20 protein-coding genes are annotated in these 21,643 nt (G+C 62.3%); 11 read left to right on the top strand and 9 right to left on the bottom strand.

Translation table 11 applies throughout. The features are described 5' to 3' along the window. Positions 1–165 precede the first annotated feature (165 nt). The 3 genes from GSQ73_RS15970 to GSQ73_RS15960 form a co-directional block, all read right to left on the bottom strand. Positions 166–2,313, bottom strand: coding sequence for a M13 family metallopeptidase (locus tag GSQ73_RS15970; RefSeq protein WP_158885743.1), 2,148 nt, complete (start codon positions 2,311–2,313; stop codon positions 166–168). 160 nt (positions 2,314–2,473) lie between these two features. After that, the gene (locus GSQ73_RS15965) at positions 2,474–4,276 is read right to left on the bottom strand and encodes a M14 family metallopeptidase (RefSeq protein WP_158886548.1); all 1,803 of its coding nucleotides are present in this window, start codon (positions 4,274–4,276) and stop codon (positions 2,474–2,476) included. A gap of 2 nt (positions 4,277–4,278) precedes the next feature. After that, the gene (locus GSQ73_RS15960; RefSeq protein WP_158885741.1) at positions 4,279–4,956 is read right to left on the bottom strand and encodes a DUF502 domain-containing protein; all 678 of its coding nucleotides are present in this window, start codon (positions 4,954–4,956) and stop codon (positions 4,279–4,281) included. 260 nt (positions 4,957–5,216) lie between these two features. On the opposite strand from GSQ73_RS15960, the gene GSQ73_RS15955 reads away from it, so the two are divergent. The 3 genes from GSQ73_RS15955 (at position 5,217) to GSQ73_RS15945 (ending at position 7,142) form a co-directional block, all read left to right on the top strand. Next, on the top strand, positions 5,217–5,702 hold the full coding sequence (locus GSQ73_RS15955; RefSeq protein ID WP_158885739.1) for a hypothetical protein: 486 nt from the start codon (positions 5,217–5,219) through the stop codon (positions 5,700–5,702). 262 nt (positions 5,703–5,964) lie between these two features. Continuing rightward, on the top strand, positions 5,965–6,489 hold the full coding sequence (locus GSQ73_RS15950; RefSeq protein ID WP_158885737.1) for a sigma-70 family RNA polymerase sigma factor: 525 nt from the start codon (positions 5,965–5,967) through the stop codon (positions 6,487–6,489). A gap of 2 nt (positions 6,490–6,491) precedes the next feature. Beyond that, positions 6,492–7,142 carry a serine/threonine protein kinase gene (locus GSQ73_RS15945; protein WP_158885735.1) on the top strand — a complete coding sequence of 217 codons (651 nt, stop codon included), beginning with the start codon at positions 6,492–6,494 and terminating at the stop codon, positions 7,140–7,142. A 19-nt stretch (positions 7,143–7,161) separates the two neighbouring features. On the opposite strand, the gene GSQ73_RS15940 is transcribed toward GSQ73_RS15945, so the two are convergent. After that, on the bottom strand, positions 7,162–7,614 hold the full coding sequence (locus GSQ73_RS15940) for a DUF4442 domain-containing protein (RefSeq protein ID WP_158885733.1): 453 nt from the start codon (positions 7,612–7,614) through the stop codon (positions 7,162–7,164). Beyond that, positions 7,614–8,480, bottom strand: coding sequence for a thioredoxin (trxA, locus tag GSQ73_RS15935; RefSeq protein ID WP_158885731.1), 867 nt, complete (start codon positions 8,478–8,480; stop codon positions 7,614–7,616). Before trxA ends, GSQ73_RS15940 begins: the two co-directional genes overlap by 1 nt. Before the next feature lie 136 nt (positions 8,481–8,616). Between trxA and GSQ73_RS15930 the strand changes: the two genes are divergently transcribed. From GSQ73_RS15930 to nadD, 8 genes are all read left to right on the top strand, one after another. Beyond that, positions 8,617–9,234, top strand: a complete 618-nt coding sequence (locus tag GSQ73_RS15930; protein ID WP_158885729.1) for a paraquat-inducible protein A — start codon at positions 8,617–8,619, stop codon at positions 9,232–9,234. Beyond that, entirely contained in the window at positions 9,231–9,884 is a 654-nt protein-coding gene (locus tag GSQ73_RS15925) for a paraquat-inducible protein A (RefSeq protein ID WP_158885727.1), read from the top strand. Before GSQ73_RS15930 ends, GSQ73_RS15925 begins: the two co-directional genes overlap by 4 nt. Next, positions 9,877–11,592 carry an MlaD family protein gene (locus tag GSQ73_RS15920; protein ID WP_158885725.1) on the top strand — a complete coding sequence of 572 codons (1,716 nt, stop codon included), beginning with the start codon at positions 9,877–9,879 and terminating at the stop codon, positions 11,590–11,592. Before GSQ73_RS15925 ends, GSQ73_RS15920 begins: the two co-directional genes overlap by 8 nt. Beyond that, on the top strand, positions 11,589–12,209 hold the full coding sequence (locus GSQ73_RS15915; RefSeq protein WP_158885723.1) for a PqiC family protein: 621 nt from the start codon (positions 11,589–11,591) through the stop codon (positions 12,207–12,209). The genes GSQ73_RS15920 and GSQ73_RS15915 overlap by 4 nt, the downstream gene beginning before the upstream one ends. A 105-nt stretch (positions 12,210–12,314) precedes the next feature. Then, positions 12,315–15,122 (top strand): leucine--tRNA ligase, encoded by a 2,808-nt coding sequence (gene leuS / locus GSQ73_RS15910; RefSeq protein ID WP_158885721.1) that lies wholly within the window; start codon positions 12,315–12,317, stop codon positions 15,120–15,122. A 4-nt stretch (positions 15,123–15,126) separates the two neighbouring features. Continuing rightward, positions 15,127–15,675 carry an LPS assembly lipoprotein LptE gene (gene lptE / locus GSQ73_RS15905; RefSeq protein WP_158885719.1) on the top strand — a complete coding sequence of 183 codons (549 nt, stop codon included), beginning with the start codon at positions 15,127–15,129 and terminating at the stop codon, positions 15,673–15,675. Then, positions 15,675–16,685: a DNA polymerase III subunit delta gene (holA, locus tag GSQ73_RS15900; RefSeq protein ID WP_158885717.1), complete on the top strand. Its 1,011-nt coding sequence runs from the start codon at positions 15,675–15,677 to the stop codon at positions 16,683–16,685. Before lptE ends, holA begins: the two co-directional genes overlap by 1 nt. Then, the gene (gene nadD / locus GSQ73_RS15895; protein WP_158885715.1) at positions 16,682–17,317 is read left to right on the top strand and encodes a nicotinate-nucleotide adenylyltransferase; all 636 of its coding nucleotides are present in this window, start codon (positions 16,682–16,684) and stop codon (positions 17,315–17,317) included. The genes holA and nadD overlap by 4 nt, the downstream gene beginning before the upstream one ends. A gap of 8 nt (positions 17,318–17,325) precedes the next feature. Here the strand turns inward: nadD and GSQ73_RS15890 are convergent, their stop codons facing one another. The 4 genes from GSQ73_RS15890 to GSQ73_RS15875 are packed head-to-tail and all read right to left on the bottom strand — an operon-like array spanning position 17,326 to position 21,631. Continuing rightward, positions 17,326–18,867, bottom strand: coding sequence for a PepSY-associated TM helix domain-containing protein (locus GSQ73_RS15890; RefSeq protein WP_158885713.1), 1,542 nt, complete (start codon positions 18,865–18,867; stop codon positions 17,326–17,328). A gap of 10 nt (positions 18,868–18,877) precedes the next feature. Next, a complete protein-coding gene (locus GSQ73_RS15885) occupies positions 18,878–19,192 on the bottom strand; it encodes a hypothetical protein (protein WP_343160852.1) in 315 nt (104 codons plus the stop codon). Further along, entirely contained in the window at positions 19,141–19,425 is a 285-nt protein-coding gene (locus GSQ73_RS15880) for a hypothetical protein (protein WP_158885711.1), read from the bottom strand. The genes GSQ73_RS15885 and GSQ73_RS15880 overlap by 52 nt, the downstream gene beginning before the upstream one ends. Before the next feature lie 10 nt (positions 19,426–19,435). Continuing rightward, a complete protein-coding gene (locus GSQ73_RS15875; protein ID WP_254063428.1) occupies positions 19,436–21,631 on the bottom strand; it encodes a TonB-dependent siderophore receptor in 2,196 nt (731 codons plus the stop codon). Positions 21,632–21,643: the final 12 nt, after the last annotated feature.

The raw sequence follows: 21,643 nt of genomic DNA, 5'->3' as shown, positions 1-21,643 counted from the left end.
GGCTCAAGCAGTTGCATACGATATTTTTAATGAGAATGATTTGCAATACCCAAAACACGCCTGGTCAGCTGATCGGCGCGTCGAGGCACAAAAAAAGCCCCGCATTCGCATGCGGGGCCTCAAGTGACACGACACCGCGATCAACGCGGTGATGGGTTTATCGACTTACCAGATCTTCACCTGTTTGTCGTCCGAGCGGACCATCACATCGCCCGCCTTGCACTGGAACGCAGTGGCAAAGGCCGGCATGTTGGATGGCGCACCCATGGCACGCAAGCTCTCGGGCGAGTGCGGGTCGGTGTTGAGCTGCAGGATCTCGGATTTCTCGCGCATGCTGCCGCGCCACACGCGCGCCCAGTTGAGGAAGAAACGCTGGTCCTGCGTATAGCCGTCGATCTTCTGCGCGGCCTCGGTCGGGTTGGCTTTCAAAGCCGTCTGCAGCGCGTCATACGCCACGTTCAGGCCGCCCAGGTCGGCGATGTTCTCGCCCAGGGTCAGCTTGCCGTTGACGTGCAGATCCGGCTTGTCCTTGATCGGCGTGTAGTCGTTGAACTGATTCACCAGCTTGCCGGTACGGGCCTCGAACTGCGTCTTGTCGGCCTTGGTCCACCAGTCGTTCTGGTTGCCGTCGCCATCGAACTGTGAACCCTGATCATCGAAACCGTGGCTCGACTCATGGCCGATCACCGCGCCAATGCCGCCGTAGTTGATCGCGTCATCCGCCTTGGCGTCGAAGAACGGCGGCTGCAAGATCGCGGCCGGGAAGTTGATCGTGTTGTCGCTCGGGTTGTAGTACGCGTTCACCGTCTGCGGGGTCATGCCCCATTCCTTGCGGTCGGTCGGCTTGCCGATGTGCGCAATGTCGTACTGGTAGTTGAACTTGCCGGCGGCTTCGATGTTCGCGTAGTAGTTGTCCGCCTTGATATCCAGACCCGACCAGTCGCGCCACTTGTCGGGGTAGCCGATCTTGGGCAGGAACTTGTTCCACTTGTCGATGGCCTTGGCCTTGGTTTCGGCGCTCATCCAGTCGAGGTTCTCGATGCGGGCCTTCAACGCATTGCGGATGTTGGTGACCAACTCTTCGGCGCGCTGCTTGGCTTCCGGCGTGAACGCCTTGGCCACGTACAACTGGCCGAGCGCTTCGCCCATGCTGCCGTTGACGGTGCGGAGCACGCGCTTCCAGCGCGGCTGCTGCTGCGGCTGACCGGCCAGCGTGGTGCCGTAGAACGCGAACTTGTTGTCCTGGAAATTCTTGCTCAGGTACGGCGAGGCATCGTCAATCGCATGGAAGCGCAGGTATGCCTGCCACTGGTCGACCGGCGTGCTGGCCAGCATCTTGTCGAACTGTGCGAAGAACTTCGGCTGCGACAGCGAGAAGCCCTTGTCGATCTTCACGCCCTGGGCGTCGAAGAATTTGTCCCAGCTGAAATGCGGGGTGACTTTGTCCGCTTCCTTGACGGTCACGAAGTGGTACTCGTTCTTGGTGTCGCGCTCTTCCACCGGTGACAACGAGGCGGCAGCGAGCTGGGTTTCGAACTTCAGCACGTCGTCGGCCTGCTTCTTCGCATCGGCTTCGGCCACGCCGGTGAGCTGCAGCGCCTTGGCGATATACGCCACGTACGCATCGCGGATCGCCTTGTAATCAGGCTGGGTGTAGTAGTCCTTGGTTGGCAGGCCCAGGCCGGCTTCGTTGGCGAAACCGATCTGCATGTCCGCGTGCTTGAAGTCGCCGCCCGCGCCGAACTGGAACACCTGCGCATCGCCTTCGGCGTAACGCTTGATGATGTAGCTGGAGACGTCCGCGCCGTTCTTCAGGCCGGCGATCTCGTCGAGTTTGGGCTTCAGCGGCTCGAAGCCGTTCTTCTCGATGGTGGCCTCGTCCATGCCCGAGCGGTACAGCCAGCCGATCTTTTGCTCGATCGTGCCGGCCTTGGCGCTGTCGGCGCCCTTGTTGGCGTCATCGACGATGGAGTGCTGGGTATTCAGGCTGGCATCGGCCAGCTTGTTGAACGCACCCCAGCTCGTGTGGTCGTTCGGGATCGGGTTGGCGGCAACCCACTTCGAATTGACGAAGCCGTTGAAGTCCTGGCAGGCGTGGATGTTCGGATCAAGCTCGCTGACGTCGAAAATGCTCTTGCCTGCATCGGCGACAGCGGTGGTGCTCGCGGCCGCCGGTGCAGTGCTGGCTGTCGTCGGCGCGGTGCTTGCCGGTGCCGGTGCCGGTGCGGAAGCCTGCTCGCTCTTGCCGCATGCGGCCAGCGACAGGGCCACGGTGACGGCCAGGGCCAGGGGCTTCAAGTATTGCTTGGTCATGGATTTCCCTCTGTGATGTTGTCGCCCATTGGGCGGGTACGGTGAATGGATGCTGGGGCGCGATCTCCCCGGAAATGCAGCCATGCCTGTCCACGCTAGGCCAAACGTCACGGGCCAGACAGTGTCAAAGGTCAGGGGCAGGGCGCAGTGAGATCAGAGGTCATTGGTTGGGCATCAGCGCCTGCAACTGCACGGCATCGAGGCGAAGCACGGGGTACGCGCCGACCTGTTGCACCGCGTACCACGGCGAGCGCTCGAAGAAAAACTCCAGCCGCGCTTCGGCGTTGGCGGCGAAAGCCGGATCATCGTGAAGCTTCTGCTCGAACTCGGTACGAAGCGCGGGACGTTTCGCCAGCATGTCGTGCGCCAGCTTTTCCAGCACGCGCGGCTCGCCGTATTCCTTGGCTTCGAAAATCGTGTCGAGATAACCCCAGCGCAGCAGTGAATCCGGCGCCTGCGGTTCGAGCAGTTCGATGGCCACGTTCGCAGCGCGCTGATCCATCGGCACGATCACCGACCCGGCTGGCAGGGTTACGTCGCGTGTCACGTCGTGCATGACGACATCGCGCACCATCAGGTGACCTTCGAATGGTTTGGCCATCCATTTCGGCTCGTCCAGTTGGTAGCCTCTGGCGTGAATCGTCAATGGCCGTTCGATGCGTCGATAGTGAATGCCGTGTGCGTCCAGCTTGTCGATGATCGCCGTCCACTGCGTCGGTATCGCATACGCCGCCGGCGGCGTGATGGAAACATCCGGCAGCAAGCCATTCCAGTTGTCGATGCTGTATGTCTGCGGCCGTGTCGGGTGGTACTGAATCCACAGGCTGTTGGAGATATCGCTGTGGGTTGTGGTGAATGCGAACCCCTTCAGATCAAAAGGCGTCGATCGCGGGTCGAGCTTGAAGGTGAGCGCCACGCGCGGCTGCGCATCGTGGGCACGAGCGATGGTGTCGGCATCGGCTTTTGCGGTGGCACGCAGCAATGCTGCCGGGTCGCGGTCGATCTGCTCCAGCATCAACTCGACCAGGTCGTAGCTGGCACGCACACGCGTGGCGTACGGCTTGAGCATGTGTGTCTCGATCAGCAACGCCGGGCGATTCTGCAACGCCGCGTAGCCCGTCGAAAAACGTGGGCCGGAACCGAAATTCTCTATGCCCTTGCGCGGATCGCGCCCGTTCTTGAACTCCAGATAGATCGACGCGAGGTGCCCGCGTTTTTCATACGCAGGCAATGCGTGGTCGACGAGCGCATCGCGTTGCCATGCGTCGATCGCCGGATCGAGCTTGTGCGCATCCTCGGTATACCAGGTCAGGTCGTACTGATAATCGGCGCCGTCGGTGGTATGCACGTCGATCAGGAAATCCGGCAGCCAGCGTTGCCAGAGTTTCAGCCACGCGCGCATCTCCGGCGCATCCGCCTTGACGTAGTCGCGGTTGAGGTTGAGGTACTGCGATTGCCCGCGAAAACCCATGCTTTGCGGGCCGTTCTGGTTGATGCGGTTGTACGGCGAACTGTTCTCGTGACCATCCACACTGAACACCGGGATGTAGACCAACACGAGGTGATCGAGCACATGCGGAAATTTGTGCTCGATCGCGATATCGCGCAACAACATCAGCCCGGCGTCCTTGCCTTCGATCTCGCCGGGATGGATGCCCGCCTGCACCAGCACCACCGGCTTGCCGGCCTTGCGTGCCGCCATGGGATCGAACGTGCCGTCAGCGCTGGCGATTACCACCGTCATCGGCCGACCTTCGGGCGTCGTGCCGAACGTCTCCACGCGAATCAAGCCAGGCGCCGTCAGCTGCAACCGCTGCAGGTACGCCAGCGTGTCGGCATAACTCGGCGTGGTGCGGAAATGCGCAATTTCCGCGGGCGTCGTGAAGTCGTGCTGGTTCGAGCTCGTTGCGTGAGCCATCAACGAAGCAAAGCAGAGCAACATGGTCGATAGAACACGAGGCATGCTCACGCGCGATCTTCCGTCTCATCGTGTGGCAGCGACACCGGCGACGCCGGCAATGTTTCGGGCGCCACCGCGCCGCCGGAAATGATGAAGGCCATCGCCTGATCCATCGTCCACTCCGTCGGCGTGAGTTCGTTCAACGGCACCACGACCAGATAACCACCCGTCGGATTCGGCGTTGTCGGTATGAAAACCGACGCCATCTCGCGGCCGCTGCCATCCTCGTTCATTACCCGCGTGACGAAACCGACCGTCTTCATGCCGCGACGTGGAAACTCCACCAGCACCACACGCTGCACGCCGGAGGGCTTGTTCTGCAGCACCGCCATCAGCTTCTTGGTGCCACCGTAAATCGTCTGCACCACCGGGATGCGCGCAAGTAATCCGTCGAACGTGGTGATGAAGCGTTGACCGATCACCCGGTTGGCAATCCACCCAAGCAGATAAAGCGCACCCAGCGTGATCAGCAACGCCAGCACGAACGTCAGCCATTCCGTGTTGAACACCGCTGCCGCTCGCGGCGCCACCGGCGCCAGCGCGGCCAGCAACGCATTCACCAGCGGCGCTCCGATCCCCGCCAGCATTCCCAGCACCAGTTTGAACACCGCCCATGTCACCCATAGCGGAATGAAAGTCAGCAAGCCGGTGAGCAGGTAGCGTTTGACGCGCAGGGAGCGCATGGGGTGATCCGACCGGGAGGATCGTTCATTGTAAACGGGTGAGTTGCTCACCATTCGCCGGATCGAACGGCGCAAATGTTCCCGACGACGGTCGTTGACGGCTGGCGCTTCGTCTTCGTGGCTGGTGATTGGCCGTGAGGTGCTGTTTTTTTCCGATAAGTGTCTTGGGCGGCAAAGGACGCTATCGAATGTCAGAAAGTGCCTGTACCCTCGCACGCGTCGACGTCGGGGCGACGTTCGTCATAACAGGGAGTGTTGGCATGATCAGCGACAATCGTATTTCGGCGGTGCTGTCCGAGCAGGATGTGGCAACGGTGCAAGGGGCGCTGGCGACCATGCGGGAGTTACTTCCGTTTCTGGTCACGCTGTCGGCGCAGGATCGACGCGAGATGCCGCGACTGGGGCTGAAGTCGGTGGGGTTCGACGAAAAGTGCGTCACGTACATGGCGAGCCGGGCGCAGTTCGTCCCTGGCTTCATCAACACCGCCGACTTGCAGAAGGATCGACAACTGCGCAGCCAGTTGATGCGCTTCGCAACCGAACTCCAGACACTGGCAATGAGTGTGGACGATACTTTGCAGTCGGTGTCCAGCGAACTGTGGATGGCTGATCTTGCGTATTACCAGAGCGTGCGCGAGGCGGCGCATCGCGGCCACGAAGATGCGCACGATGTCTACGAAGACCTGTCCCAGGGTTTCCCCGGCCCGCGCGTCGGCCGCGTTGCATCCGAGACAACTGCTGCCTGATCGGCGTGCCGACGGGGACGCCATGAAAAGCCTCCGCCGGCATGAGCGAAGCCACTACTGCGCTTCGTGAGATTTCCAAAGCAGTCACATAGACTTCCGCGTTGTTATTCGCCCCGCGTAGCAACCCTTCTGCTGGCATCGCCATGTCGATGCGGCGCTTGCCGTCGAGGCTTCGCATCCTCGGGTGGAGTTCCTGCCGACTGCACTGTGATTTTTTTCCGTACGCTGCGAATCATGGGTGGAACGGAGGGAAACGACGTCCATGACAGCCAGGCAGCAACAGCGGCGATTCGAGGAATTGCTGCACGAACATCGGCGCATCGTGTTCAAGGTGGCGGGGCTTTACAGCCGCAATGCCGCGGATCGCGATGATCTGGTGCAGGAAATCAGCACGCAGCTGTGGCGGTCGTTCGGTGGATACGACTCGGCGCGGGCGAAGTTTTCCACCTGGATGTATCGCATCGCGTTGAACGTGGCGATCTCGCAGGTGCGGCGCGAGCGCCGGCCGGAGTCGGATCGTTTCGAGCCGCTGGAAACGCATCACCTGGAAACGGTTGGCGGTGGCGACCCGATCGCCGAGCAGGACGAACGGCTGACTGCGCTCTACGCGTTCATCGGTCAGCTCGATCCGCTCAATCGCGCGTTGATCCTGCTGTATCTGGAAGACCGCAATTACACCGAGATGGCCGAGATCCTCGGCATCAGCGAAACCAATGTGGCGACCAAGATCAGCCGCATCAAACAGAAGCTGCGCGGCCAGATGACCGCCGGCGAATCCGGAGCATGACCATGGAACTCGATGACATGAAACTCGCCTGGCAAACCCTCGACCACCGGCTCGAACAGCAGCATGCATTGAACGTGCAGATTTTTCGCGATGGCCGGCTGGACACGATGCGTCGCGGACTGCGGCCGCTGGTGTGGGGGCAGGCGTTGCAGATGGCGATCGGCATCGCCGGCATCTGCATGTTCGCGCCGATCTGGGTGACGCATCTGCATGATCCGGCGGTGCTGATCGCCGGTGTCGTGATGCATCTTTATTGCCTGGGGCTGATCATCGTCGGCGCGATGGTGCAGGGGCATATCGCGCAGATCGATTACGCCGCGCCGGTGCTGACGATCCAGCGCCAACTGCTGAAACTGCGCCGCGTTTATGCGGTCGGCGGCGCCGTCGTGGTGGGCCTGCCTTGGTGGTTTCTTACGGCACCCTTGCTGGTGGTGCTGACGCGCGGCGCGATCATGCAGGTGGCGCCGTCGGTGATCTGGATTCAGCTCGCGGTCGGCGCGGCCGGCCTGCTCGCGACATGGTGGGTGCATCGCTGGACACGCCAGCCGCAACGCGCGGCACTCGCCCGCAAACTCGACCACACCAGCACCGGCAGCAGCATCCGCCGAGCGCAGGCGGCAGCGGGTGACATCGCGCGGTTCGAGCAGGAATAACTACAGCGTCGCGAAGTGCTCAGCGGGCGCGAGGTTTCAGCCGCACGTAAACCTGCTTGCGCACCCGCGCCACGACTTCGCCGCTGGCGGTGACGATGTCTGTTTCGAACCAGCGCAGCACTTTTTCGCCGTTCGCAGCCGCGGCGCGCAATTCATCGACCACGGATGTTTCGAGTTTGAAATGCGCGTAGACATCGGCGCGACCCGGCGCAACGAAATCGATCGCGCCGGACTTGTCCCACACGTAGTAGTCGTTGCCGAGCCGGTGCATCACCAGCAGCATCCAGAACGGATCGGCCATGGCGAACAGGTTGCCGCCGAACTGGCTGCGCACGTAGTTGCGGTTCCACGGACGCAACCGCAATACAACTTTCGCCTCGCTGTAATCATCGCTGAGCGATTGCAGGCGAATGGAATTGAACAGGAACGGCGGCCACAGGTTGAGCAGACGACGGAACGTGGATGCCTTCATCAAAACAGCAACGAGGCCATCTTGCGGCGATAGCGGCCGACAAGTTCTGCATCGTCGAGCGTGGCGAACGCAGCGAGCAAACGTTTCTTTGCCTGACCCTCGTTCCACGCGCGGTTGCGCTGCAGGATCGCAAGGAACTGATCGAGTCCGGCGACAGCGTCGCCTTCCAGCAACAAGCGCACGCCGAGCCAATCGCGCGCTTCCCAATCCGTATCGTCCGCCTGCACGCGTCGCTGCAATTCGGGCAATGGCGGCGCGTCTTTCAGAGCGTGGGCAAGTTCCAGTTCGCTGCGCAGGCGTTGCGCGCGCGCGTCGGTGGCGAGGTTGATCGGCAGCGCGTCGAGTTCCGCTTCGGCTGCACTGATCTGGCCGGCGCGCATCAACGCCACGGCAAGGTCGAGTTTGAGCTCGGCCTTGTCCGGCTCCATTGCGATGGCCTGTTGCAGGCGGCCGATGGCTTGTTCGGGTGTTTCCTTTACCGGTTCCTCGACCACTTCTTCCACTGGCGCTTCCAGTGGCTGCACATGGCGAGAGAGGAATTCGCGCAGCTGGCCTTCGGGTAGCGCACCGGCGAAACCATCGAGTACCTGGCCGTCTTTTACCAACATGACAGTCGGAATGCTGCGAATGCCGAACATACTGGCGAGTTCCTGCTGCTTGTCGACGTCGACCTTGCCCAGGCGAAATGCACCGTGATATTCGGCGGTGAGTTTTTCCAGCATCGGTCCGAGCGTTTTGCACGGTTCGCACCAGCTGGCCCAGAAATCGACCAGGACCGGCGTAGTCAGCGAGGCTTGCAAGACATCGGTCTCGAAAGTCTCCTGCTCCACGTCGAACACATGCGATGTGATGGCGGTGTCAGTCACGTCAAGCTCCATGAGTCGAATGACCCTTCAGGTCAGGGCATCGGATCAGCATATCAAGCGGTCGCGTGCAGTTCAGCGCGGGCACTGCAGATTTGCGAGAATGACCGATGGCAAGCCAGGGAATCCACACGGTCGCATGAGCACGACTCCACACGATGCGCTGATGATCTGCGAGCACTGCGACACGGTGTATCGCCGACGTGTGCTGACCCGTGGCGACGTGGCCAAGTGCGCGCGCTGCCAGGCGATTCTCGAACGTCATCACGGGTTGAGTCGCAACGCGATGCTCGCGCTGGTGCTGACGGCGATGATCATGTTCGTGCAGGCCAACATCTGGCCGATCGTCACGCTCGGACTCAACGGGCAGGAGAACAGTGCCACGTTGTGGGGCACGATCATTGCGATGTGGCAGCAGGACGCGAAAGTCGTTTCGGTGCTGGCGGCCGCGACGCTGTTCTTTTTCCCGCTCGTCAAGATGATCTCGATCGGATGGCTGCTGCTGTTCGCGCGCAGCGGTCGGCGTGCGCCGGGCTTCGTGCCGATGATGGTGACGCTGCATTACGTGGGCCCGTGGACGATGAGCGAAGTGTTCGTGCTTGGCGCGCTGGTGGCGATCGTCAAGGCGCGTGTGTATTTCGACGTGATCGCCGAGCCGGGCATCTATGCGTACGCGGTGCTGACACTGCTGATCACTGTGTTCGCCAGCGTCGACCTGCGTTCGCTGTGGGAACTCACGTCGGAGAAACCCGCGTGAGCGCGCTTCCACGCGCAAGTGATCTGGGCGTAATCGGCTGCCATGTCTGCCGGCTGGTGTCGAGCGACCCGTTCGACCACGATCATCCCGACCACGCCGGGCATGGCGATGTGGCGACCTGTCCACGCTGCGGCTCTGCACTGCACCGGCGCAAGGCAGCGAGTTATTCGCGCAGTTGGGCGCTGCTGATAGCCGCTTTCATGATGTACATCCCGGCGAACCTGATGCCGATCATGCGCACGGCCAGCCTCAACGACATCGACGACAACACCATCCTCAGCGGCGTGGTGGAGTTGTGGACGAAAGGCTCGCCGGATCTGGCGGTCATCGTTTTCACGGCAAGCATCGTGGTGCCCATGCTCAAATTCCTCGTGCTGGGCACGTTGCTGATCACCAGCCAGCGCGGCACCGACTGGGCGCGGCCGCAGCGCGCCAAGCTTTACCGGCTGGTGGAGCTGATCGGTTACTGGTCGATGCTGGATGTGTTCGTGGTGTCGTTGCTGACGGCACTGGTGCGTTTCAATGTGCTGAGCCTGGTCGAGCCGTTGCCCGGCGTGATCTTTTTCGGCCTCACCGTGGTATTGACCATGTTCGCTTCGATGACGTTCGACCCTCGTTTGATCTGGGATGGCAGGGAAACCCATGAGTGACGACCACAGCACCGATCCGAATCTTCCGGCAGGCGATGAGCCGCCGCGAGACGAATTGCCGCGGGACGAGTTGCCCAAACCGGTCATCCGGCACCGGCGTTTCAATGCTTCGCTGATCTGGCTGGTGCCGGCGCTCGCCGCGCTGGTGGGTTTATCGCTGGTGGTCAGCAACCGGTTGCAGGCCGGGCCGCACATCACCATCAGCTTTGAAAGTGCCGAAGGGCTGGACGCCGGCAAGACGCCGGTGAAATACAAGAACGTGGTGATCGGCAAGGTCGACAAGATCCATCTGAGCGATGATCGCAACCACGTACTGGTCGGCGTCGCGCTGGAGAAAAGTGCCGAGAGTTTCGCGGTCAAGGACACGCGTTTCTGGGTGGTGCGTCCGCGCATTGGATTGGGCGGCGTATCGGGCATCGACACGCTGCTTTCCGGCGCCTTCATCGGCGTTGATGTGGGCGACTCAAGCGACGCGGAAGACAGGTTCACGGGCCTGGAAACGCCACCGGCGGTGAACCATGGCTCACCCGGTCGTAGCTTCATGCTGCATGCGGACGATCTCGGCTCGCTGGATATCGGTTCGCCGGTTTACTACCGGCGCATCCAGGTCGGCCGCGTGGTGTCTTACCAGTTGGACAAGGACGGCAAGGGCGTATCGCTGCAGTTCTTCGTCGATGGCCCGAATGACCGCTATGTCACCACGGCCTCGCGGTTCTGGAATGCCAGTGGTGTCGATCTCTCGCTCGGTGCCAACGGACTGAAGGTGAACACGCAATCGCTCGCGTCGGTACTCGCCGGCGGCATCGCGTTCCAGGATCCGCGCGGTCCGCACGACAGCACGCCGGCACCGGAGAACACCAGCTATCAACTGTTCGGCGACGAAACCACGGCGATGGCGCCGCCCGATGGCGAGGCGCATTACATCCGCATGCGTTTCGAGCAGTCGGTGCGGGGCATGGCGGTGGATGCACCGGTGGAATTCCTCGGCATCAACATCGGCAAGGTCGTGTCGATCAACCTCGATTACGACGAAAGCCAGCAGCGTTTCCCGGTGATCGTGGGCGCGGTGGTCTATCCGCAACGCCTTGGCGGCGCGTACGACAAACTGGAAAGCCTCGCCAAGGCGCATGGCGAGAACCCCGATCTCTCGCAGCTGATGGGCCGTCTGGTTGATCACGGTCTGCGCGCGCAGGCACGTACCGGCAATCTGTTGACTGGCCAGCTGTATGTATCGCTCGATTTCGTGCCGCATACGCCGTCGGTGTCGTTCGATCCGAACGCGCGTCCTCTCACCATTCCGACCGTGGCCGGCAGCTTCGACAAGCTGCAGGAACAGCTGGCTCAGATCGTCGACAAGGTGGACAAGATTCCGTTCGACAGCATTGGTCGTAACCTCGACCAGACGCTGGCCGGGCTCAACGCCACCATGAAACAGGTCAACGGCCAGACCCTGCCGGAATTCAGGAACACGCTGAAGGGCGTGCAGAAAACCATGGGCACGGCCAGCGATGCGCTGTCCGGCGATTCGCCGTTGCAGCAGAACCTCGGCGGCACGCTGAGCGAACTGCAACGCATGGCGCGCTCGGTGCGCGTGCTCACCGATTATCTGGGCGGCCATCCGGAATCGCTGATCCGTGGTCGTCGCCCCGATGCCGCGCCCGCCGAACTGAAGCCCGCCACCGAAACGCCGCAAAGGAGTCAACCATGATTCGGACCGGACTGCGCCTTTGGACCTTGGCGACCGCGCTGACGCTGGTCGCCTGCGCCTCGGCACCACTGCATTACTACACGCTGATTCCGCCGGCCGGTGATATCGGCGAATCGGCTGCAGCGGCCAGCGGCCCGTCGATGCCGTTTGAATTGCTGGCTGTGAGCGTGCCGCCGCAGGTGGACCAGCCGCAGCTGGTGGTGCGCGAAGGCGGGCAGGGCGTGGCATTGCTCGACGGCGAACGCTGGATCGCGCCGCTCGGCGATGAAGTCCGCGGCGCGATGTCGGCTGACCTGTCACGTGAACTCCACGCCCAGGACGTGAGCAGCCTGCCGGGCAACGACAAGCCGCTGTTGCGGATCAAGCTGGATGTGCGCCGCTTCGATTCGCAACCCGGTAGTTACGCGCTGATCGAAGCGAGCTGGAGCCTGCGCGTGATGCACGGCGAGCACGAAAACGGCATCGCCTGCAGCAGCCGCATCAACAAGACGGTCGGCCCGGGTTACGACGCATTGGTTCAGGGTCATCAGCGTGCGTTGGCGGAACTGGCCGGGCAGATCGCGGTAGCGGCGAGGTCGCTCGGCAACGGGCAGGCGGCGGTTTGCCCGGTCCCTTGACGGGCCGGTTCAGGCTTGGCGCCCGGGCTGCGCTGGGCTAGTCTGCGCAGTTCACTGCAGCCGGTTGTCATCGCGCTGCGCCAACCGCATTACGGCGTCGGAATCATGCAGGACACACCATTCTCAGGCTCGACCGCAACGGGCGACGTCGCCGAACAGGCCGACGCCACCGGGCAGTACCGGCCACAGTCGCTGGAAGCGACCGCGCAAAGCTACTGGACTGCGCAACACGCGTATGAGGTGAAGGAGGACGACTCCCGCCCGAAGTTCTATTGCCTTTCGATGCTGCCCTATCCGTCGGGCGCATTGCACATGGGCCACGTGCGCAACTACACCATCGGCGACGTGATCAGCCGCTACCAGCGCATGAACGGTCGTAACGTGCTGCAGCCGATGGGCTGGGATGCGTTTGGCCTGCCCGCCGAAAACGCCGCGATCAAGAACAAGACCGCGCCGGCCAAGTGGACCTACGCCAACATCGAGCACATGCGCACGCAGTTGCAGTCGATGGGCTACGCGATCGACTGGTCGCGCGAGTTCGCCACCTGCCGTCCCGAGTACTACGTGCACGAGCAGCGGATGTTCGTGCGGTTGATGAAGAAAGGCCTGGCCTACCGCCGCAACGCGGTGGTGAACTGGGACCCGGTCGACCAGACCGTGCTGGCAAACGAGCAGGTGATCGACGGCCGCGGCTGGCGCACCGGCGCGGTGGTGGAGAAGCGCGAGATTCCGCAGTGGTTCCTCAAGATCACCGACTACGCGCAGGAACTACTCGACGGACTGGACACGCTGCCGGGCTGGCCCGACGCGGTCAAGACGATGCAGCGCAACTGGATCGGTCGCAGCGAAGGGCTGGAAATTCGTTTCGACGTGAACGACGCCGATGGCCAGGCGGTCGATCCGATCACAGTGTTCACCACGCGTCCCGACACGTTGATGGGCGTGACCTTTTTGTCCGTCGCTGCGGAGCATCCGCTCGCGCTGCGCGCGGCGAAAAGCAAACCGATACTGGCGGATTTCATCGCCGAGCTGCGCCAGGGCGGTGTTTCCGAAGCGGAACTGGAGACGCAGGAAAAGCGCGGTATGGACACGGGCCTGCACGCCATCCATCCGATCAGTGGTGAAGAGCTGCCGATCTACGTGGCGAATTTCGTGCTGATGAATTACGGCACCGGCGCGGTGATGGCGGTGCCAGCGCATGACCAGCGCGACTGGGAATTCGCCAGACGCTACAGCCTGCCGATCCGCATGGTGATCGTCGATCGCAGCGTGCTCGATGCGCTGGGGGAAATTCGCCGCGATCTCTCGTCGGGCGCAGGCAACGATGCGATGAGCGCGGCGCTCGACGGTGGCAGGATCGATACGTTCGAGACCGCCTCGGCGGTACGCATGATCGAGGACTTCGAGCAGCGCATCCAGCAAGAAGGCGCATACACCGAACGCGGCTGGCTGGTGAACTCTGGCGAGTACGACGGCCTCGATTTCCAGCAGGCGCTGGACGCACTGGCGAAACGCTTTGAAGCGGATGCGCGTGGCGAGCGTCGCGTCAACTTCCGCCTGCGCGACTGGGGCGTGAGCCGCCAGCGTTATTGGGGCTGCCCGATTCCGGTGATTCGCTGCGCGACGTGCGGCGACGTGCCAGTGCCCGAGGACCAGCTGCCGGTGATCCTGCCCGAAGACGTGGCCGACGCGTATTCGAAAGTCGGCAGCGTGCAATCGCCGATCAAGGCCGACCCCGAGTGGCGCAAGACCACGTGTCCGACCTGCGGCGGCGCGGCCGAACGCGAGACGGATACGTTCGACACGTTCATGGAATCGAGCTGGTATTACGCGCGCTACACCAGCCCCGGCGCATCCACGCAAGTCGACGAGCGCGCCAATTACTGGCTGCCGGTCGACCAGTACATCGGCGGCATCGAGCACGCGATCCTGCACCTGCTGTACTTCCGTTTCTATCACAAGCTGCTGCGCGACGAAGGGCTGGTGAAGTCGGATGAGCCGGCGACCAATCTGCTGTGCCAGGGCATGGTGATCGCCGAAACGTTTTACCGCGACAACGCCGATGGTTCGAAGGACTGGATTAATCCGGCCGACGTGGAACTCGAGCGCGACGAGCGTGCGCGAGTGATCGGCGCGAAGTTGAAATCCGACGGCCAGCCGGTGCAGATCGGCCCGACAGAAAAGATGTCCAAGTCGAAGAACAACGGCATCGATCCGCAGACGATGATCGGCAAGTACGGCGCCGATACCGTGCGGTTGTTCTCGATGTTCGCCGCGCCGCCGGAGCAGTCGCTGGAGTGGAACGAAGCCGGCGTCGAAGGCATGTTCCGTTTCCTCAAGCGCTTCTGGCGCGAAGTGACGACGCATGCGGCGAATCGGGATCATCCGATCGTGGATTCCGCTGTGTTGGATGCCGGTCAGAAAACCCTGCGTCGCCAGTTGCATGAAACCATCCAGAAAGTCGGCGACGACTTCGGTCGGCGTCATGCGTTCAATACGGCCATCGCCTCGCTGATGGAACTGTTGAACGCGCTGAACAAGTTCAGTGATCAGAGCGACCAGGGCCGCGCCGTGCGCCACGAAGCACTGGAATCGATGGTGCTGCTGCTCAACCCGGTGGTGCCGCACATCGCCCATGCGCTTTGGCAAGTGCTGGGCCATGCGGAAAGCGTGCTGGAGGATCAGCCCTGGCCGCAGCCGGATGCGTCGGCGCTGGTACGCGATACGCTCACGCTGGCGGTGCAGATCAACGGCAAGTTGCGCGCTACCATCGAAGTGGCGGCGAACGCCGCGAAGGAAGAGGCCGAGCAGCTCGCGTTGGCGCAGCCGCAAGTGGTGCACTTTCTTGAAGGCCTCAGCGTGCGCAAGGTCATTGTGGTTCCGGGCAAGATCGTCAACATCGTCGCAGGATGACTCCATGAATTTCATGCAAAAGATCCGCCCGATTCAAGCGCCGCTACTGCTGGCGCTGACGTTGGTGCTCGGCGCCTGCGGCTTCCATCTGCGCGAGAACGCCAACCTGCCGCCGCAGATGCAACGCGTGCACGTCAACGTTGCCGGTGGTGGAGAGTTCCAGCGCATGCTGACTCGCGCGCTCGAGGTTTCCGGTGCCACGGTCGAGGACGAAAGTGGTCCGGGCATTGCCGAGCTGCAGGTGCCGGTAGCAAGCTTCAGTACCGATTCGCTGAACAACGGCGGCTATGTGCGCATCACCGAATACGCGGTGCATTACCTGGTGCAGTTCGACGTTGCGGATGCCAACGGCCAAATGCTGATTCCCATTCAGCGCATCAACATGCAGCGCGAATACAGCTACGACGCAAGCAACACCATCGGCAACGCGTCGCAGGTGCAGGAAATTCAGCACAGTCTCAATGCCGATGCCGTGCAGGCGATCCTGTTCCGTCTGCAGGCTGCCGGTAAACACGACATCACCAAGCCGGCGACTGCTTCCAGCACGCACTGATGCCACTCAGCCAGGGCCAATGGCAAAAATCGCTGACGGCCGATCATCTCGCGCCGGTCTACTTGCTGGCGGGCGAGGAATTGCTGGTACTGGAAGCCGCCGATGCATTGCGCGCACAGGCGAAGAAACTCGGCTACAGCGAACGCGAAGTTATCGACGTCGGCCAGCATTTCGACTGGGACGATCTGGCGCGCTCTGCCGCGGGCATGTCGCTGTTCGCCACGCGTCGGCTGATCGACCTGCGCCTGCCCACCGGGCGGCCCGGGACCGAAGGCGCGAAGGCAATCAACGCGTTCAGCGCCGATCCGCCGCCGGATGTCACCTTGCTGATTACAGCAATGGAGTGGAGCAACAAACACGATGGTGCGTGGAGCAAGAAGCTCGACGCCAGCGGCACGATGGTGGTGTTCAACGCGCCGCGTCCGAACGAATGGGGTGCGTGGATCGGTGCACGACTCGCATCGCACAAGCTGACCGCCACGCCGGATGCGATCGCCTTGCTGGCCGAGCGCGTCGAAGGCAATCTGCTCGCCGCTGCGCAGGAAATCGACAAGCTCGTGGTGTTGCATGGCGAAGGTCGCATCGATGCCGCCGAGATGGAAACGCTCGTCGCCGACAGCGCGCGCTACGATGCTTTCAAGCTCACCGATGCCGCATTCGTCGGCGATGGCGCGCGCGCGTTGCGCATCCTTGCCGGGTTGCGTGCAGAGGGCGACGAACTCATCGCGCTGATGGGCTGGCTGGTGAACCAGTTGCAGCTCGCGTTGCGACTGGCCAATGCCAACGACCTCGCTGCGCAGGTTCGCATCGAGCATCTGTGGCCCGCACGCGAGCAACTGTTTCGCAAGGCGCTGCGCCGCGCACCGCGCGAACACTGGCTGCAATGTCTCGCGCGTGCTTCACGTATCGACCGCATGGCCAAGGGCCGCGAATTCGGAAATCCGTGGCAGGAGGCCGAGCGGTTGATCGCCGCCATTGCCGAACCTCGCGCGGCCGCCGCACTGGCATGAAGCCGCTGGCGATTTTCGGCGGCACGTTCGACCCGGTGCATATAGGGCATCTGAACGCGGCGTGGGAAGCTGCCGAAATGCTCGATGCCGAAGTACGCATGATGCCGGCCAGTGTGCCGCCGCATCGCACAGCACCGACTGCCAGCGCGGCTCAACGTGCCGATATGTTGCGAGCCGCGTTGCGCGGCCAGTCCCGCCTCATTCCGGATACGCGCGAACTCGATCGCGCTGGCCCGTCATACACCATCGATACGCTGCATGAACTGCGCGATGAAATCGGCAAGCGTCCGCTAATTCTGTTGCTTGGCGCGGATGCATTTGCAGGTTTGCCGGGCTGGCATCGCTGGCGCGAACTGTTCGACGTGGCGCATATCGCGGTGTTGCAGCGTCCCGGAGTGTCTGCGGAATTTCCCGACGAACTCGAGAAGGCGATGGCCAAGCGCCACCTTCGCGATCTGGCCGGTTTGCGGAAAACTTCGGCCGGTCATGTTGTCCAGCTGCAGATCACGCCGCTGGAAATTTCCGCGACGCGTATTCGCGAACTGCTGAAAGACGGTCGCGACGCGCGCTATCTGTTGCCCGTGGGATTGTTCGACGACGCGTCGTTGCTCGCTCCGTACCGACACGACTAATCGCCGCATCATGCAGGCTCGGCCCACACGCTGTTGGCATCGCCGCCACGCGCGCGCCGAGCCGTGACGCGAGCCAGTTCGACGAAGGCAAAGGCCAGCGCGACTGCAACCACGTCGACGGCGAACAGCGCAGCATGACCGGCCGCGGCGCTACGCCAGAACCACCAGCCCGTCGTGATGCCGTGTGCAATCGGAATCAGTGCGGTGACGATCGCTGCCAGCCAGAGCAGTTCGCGTGCCGCAACAACCGGCGACCGATGTGATGCCCACAACGCGCACATCGCCCAGCTGATGAAGCAACTCCAGCGCACGCCTGCAGGCCATAGTTGCGCTGCCACGAACGCAACCGAAATCGCCACACAGAATCCCAGGCAAATGCCGACCGTCGCGCGCGCCATGTTGATCTGTGCGCGTCCCTGTTCCAGTTGCCGACGTTTGCGACGCGATTCGATCCACAGCAGGTTGCCGGAGTAGAACAGGAAGGCGCCGCCGACTCCGAGCAGGAAATACAGCCAGCGCACAAGCACGTTGCCGTAGTCGCCGTAATGCAAACCATAAACGACGGCAAGCGTTGCGTGGTTTGCGTCGCGCTGTCCGGGCAACTGCGTGGCAAGCGGGGCTCCAGTGGTGGCATCGAGCGCGATAGCGCTCATGGTGCCGAGTGCATGGGCCGATGCGCCGGTGATTTCGACGACGGCGTGCGCGTCGCCTGCGTTTGCGAGTTTGAGATATGCCGGCTCGAAATCATCGACACCTTGCGCGCGAGCCAGTTCGATCGAGCGCGCGTACCACTGGGCCAGCGGCGTCATCGCGTGCGCAACATCCGCTTTCGCGATCGTCGGCGCGGTATCCATCGCGGCGCCGGATGCGGCCATCAACTTGCCGCCGTAGATCAGCGGATCCAGCGCCATCATCAGCACGAACAGAAGGCAAATCACGGCGCCGGTCATGGCGAACATGATGTGGAACGGCAGGCTGAGTACACCGATTACGTTGTGCGCGTCCTGCCAGAAGCGCTTAAGGTTGCGCCCGGCGCGCAGCGCGAAAAAATCCTTCGTCAGTCGCGGCAGGTGGATCACGAACCCGCTGACCAGCGCGACACCGTAGAGCAGGCTTACCCCACCCATCAGCCACGTACCGATCACCGGAATGCCCAGCGAGAAATGCAGCTCGTTGATGAGCTCCGGCAACGCGGCGAGCGGGCGGGTCGGGCCGCCGTCGAGATTGTCGAGACCGGCGTATAGCCAGCTGCCGTGGCGGTTCATCCAGTACGCCACTGGCTGGGGCGATTCATGTCCTGGAAACAGCATGCCGAGAAACTCGTGTGCCTCCGGGTGCTTTGCCAGAACACCATCAAGCAATCGCTGCGCATCGCCCAGCGAACCAATACCGATATCGACGGCGTGCGGCGTTGCCCATTGCTGCAGCGGTTGCTGGAACATGGTGATCGCGCCAGCGTAGAACGCGACGAACAAGGCGAACCCAGCCACCAGTCCGACCCATGAATGCAACGTGGTGAAGCTGCGCAAGGTGGTCGATTTCAATTTCATGCGGAAGGACTCACTGCACCCAGCCGAATGATTGCAGCGCCCAGAGCAGGATCAAGCCAGCCAACGCGATACCGCCAAGCCAGAGCCACGCGTGCCTGCCGTTGCGGAACAGAAAGCCAGTGCAGATCACGCCGATCCACAACGGCAGAAACGCCACGAGGCCCGGCACCATCGTGCGTTGCCAAGGTCCCGGGAACGACCAGCACACCAGCCCGATCAGCGCCGCGCTGACAAAGAATCCGGCCAGCACGCCGGCGCTGGCGCGTGCCCACATCAGTCGTGTTTCCTGCTCGTCTTCGATGAAGAAGTGCGCAGTGCAATCCATGGCAACACGATCATCGTCAGCATGCCGGTACCCAACATTGCGCCGAGCCCGACGCCAATGCCGAATGTGTTAATCCAAGCAGCGATCGACAGCACGCAAAGCAGCAAGGCGAGCGACATCGACCACCGCCGCCATCGATGCATGGACGGCCAAAGGCAGTTCGACGACGTGGCGTAGAAAGCCGTCGCAGCGAGCACGGAAGTCGCCAGAGCCAGCGCGGACAACATGCTCATCGTTCAGTCCTTACCAGCGGTAACGCGCGCTGAGCGTGACCTGGCGCGAGTAGCCGTAGTAACACCAGACATTGCTGTTGCATACGGAAACGTAGTCCTTGTCGAACAGGTTGCTGGCATTCAACTGCAGGCGCCATCCTTTGATGTCGTAGTGAACGGCGGCATCGAACAGCGTGTAAGCAGGCGTCTTCCATTGATTGTAGATGTCGCCGTAGTGATCGCCGACATAGCGCACGCCGCCGCCGAATCCGAGCCCGGCAAGCGGGCCCGAGACAATCGTGTAATCCGCGCCCAGCGATGCCTGCTGTTTCGGCAGCAACGCAATCTGCTTACCCAGCGAGGCCAGGTCGTTGGTCTTGGTGACGCGCGAATGACTGTACGTGTAATCGCCATATACGCTGAGGTTGCTGCCGATATTCCAGCGGCCTTCCAGCTCCAGACCGCGCAAGCGCGTCTCGCCCTGCTGCACCTGGAACAGCGTGTGGTTGGGGTCGATGGTGAGCGCGTTCTGCTGGGTGATCTGGTACGTCGCCAGCGTCAGCAGACCTTGTCCATCGGCGGGCTGATACTTCACGCCGGCTTCGTACTGATCGCCGGTGGTCGGCTTGAATGCATCGCCCGAAAAATTGCTGCCGACCGTCGGCTGGAACGAGTGCGAGTACGACACGTACGGCGACACACCGCTGTCGAACAGATAGTTGAGACCGACGCGCCCGGAGAACGCGTCGTCCTTCTGCGTTGCGCTGGTCTGCACGCCGATCAGATTGTCGGTATCGGTTTTTACATGATCCTGGCGGCCGCCGATGGTGAGCATCCAGCGATCGATCTTGATCTGGTCCTGCAGGTAGACGCCGAGTTGCGTCTGCGTCTGCACGGTTCGGCTGGTATAGGCCGGCACGGTGATCGGGCTGCCGTAAACCGGATTGAAAACGTCCAGCGGCGCCACGCCGAAAGCGAACGCCGACGAGTAGTCGTCATGTCCACGCCGATAGTCCACGCCGGCAAGCAGCGTGTGCTGAAGTGCGCCGGTGTCGAATGCGTATTGCAGGTTGTTGTCGACACCGAAGGTCTTGGTGTGATCTTCATTCGGGAACAGATAGCGCAGCAGCGTGCGCTCGTCCGAGAGCAGGCCGAAGGCACCGACGTTGCCGCCGTTGTTGTCCACGTCGGTCTTGCCGTAGCGCAGATTCTGGCTGAACGCCACGCCGTTGGTGAAGTCGTGATGGAACGCGTAGCCGATCGTGGCGATGGTCTTGTCGTAGTCGTTCTGACCTGGCTCGCCGGTGAAACGGTGGCGCGAAATCTTGCCGTAAGGATTCGGCAGCAAGGTACCTTCGGCGGGAAGAAAACCCGCGGCGGCAGTGGTGTCGCCTTTCTGAAAGCGCGACAACAGGGTTAGCGACGTCGAATCGTCCGGTTTCCAGGTGAGTGCCGGCGCAATGTAGTAACGGTCGTCCTTGATGTAGTCGGTCTCGGTGTCGCTTTTGCGCGCCAGTGCGGTGAGGCGATACAGCCAGTGGCCCGAATCATCCAGCGGCCCGCCGAAATCAAAGGTCGCTTCGTGCAAGTCGTAGCTGCCGACCTGCAGGCCGACTTCATGCAGCGGTTGCTCGGTCGGCTGCTTGCTGACCATGTTGACCATGCCACCCGGCGGCATTTCGCCGTAGACGACCGAGGACGGACCCTTCAGTACTTCCAGTCGTTCGAGCCCGTAAGGTTCAATGCGCGTGATGCCGGTGCCCGATCCGTCGGCCAGCGCAAGGCCGTCCAGGTAACGAGCCGGCGTGAAGCCACGCACCAACAACCAGTCGCTGCGCGAATCGCTGCCGTAACCGCCGCCTTGCGCGCCAGCGGTGTACCACACGGCTTCCTCGATGCCATGCACGCCGCGTTCGCTGAGCTGGTCGGCAGTGATCACCGACACCGACTGCGGAATCTCGACGATCCGCGTATCGGTCTTGGTCACCGAGCCGGTGTCCTTCGCGATCGCTGTGACCTGCACGTTGCCCAGCGTGGTGACGGGTTTGCGTGTAGTCGTTGTGGAATCGGTTGTCGTGTCCTGTGCAGGTTCCGCTGCACGCGTGGCCGAGAAGGGCAGCATTGCGGCGGCGATCAGCGGCAAGCCCAGCAGCGCGTGACGGATGGATGTCGTAAGGAACGGCGCGCGCCGACTGACGCGAAGGTTCGATTCGTAAGGTGTAGACATGGCCGCCCTGCG

The organism is Rhodanobacter sp. L36 (genome assembly GCF_009765755.1).
Taxonomy (GTDB): Bacteria; Pseudomonadota; Gammaproteobacteria; order Xanthomonadales; family Rhodanobacteraceae; genus Rhodanobacter.
This window is presented reverse-complemented; position numbering and strand designations above follow the sequence as displayed.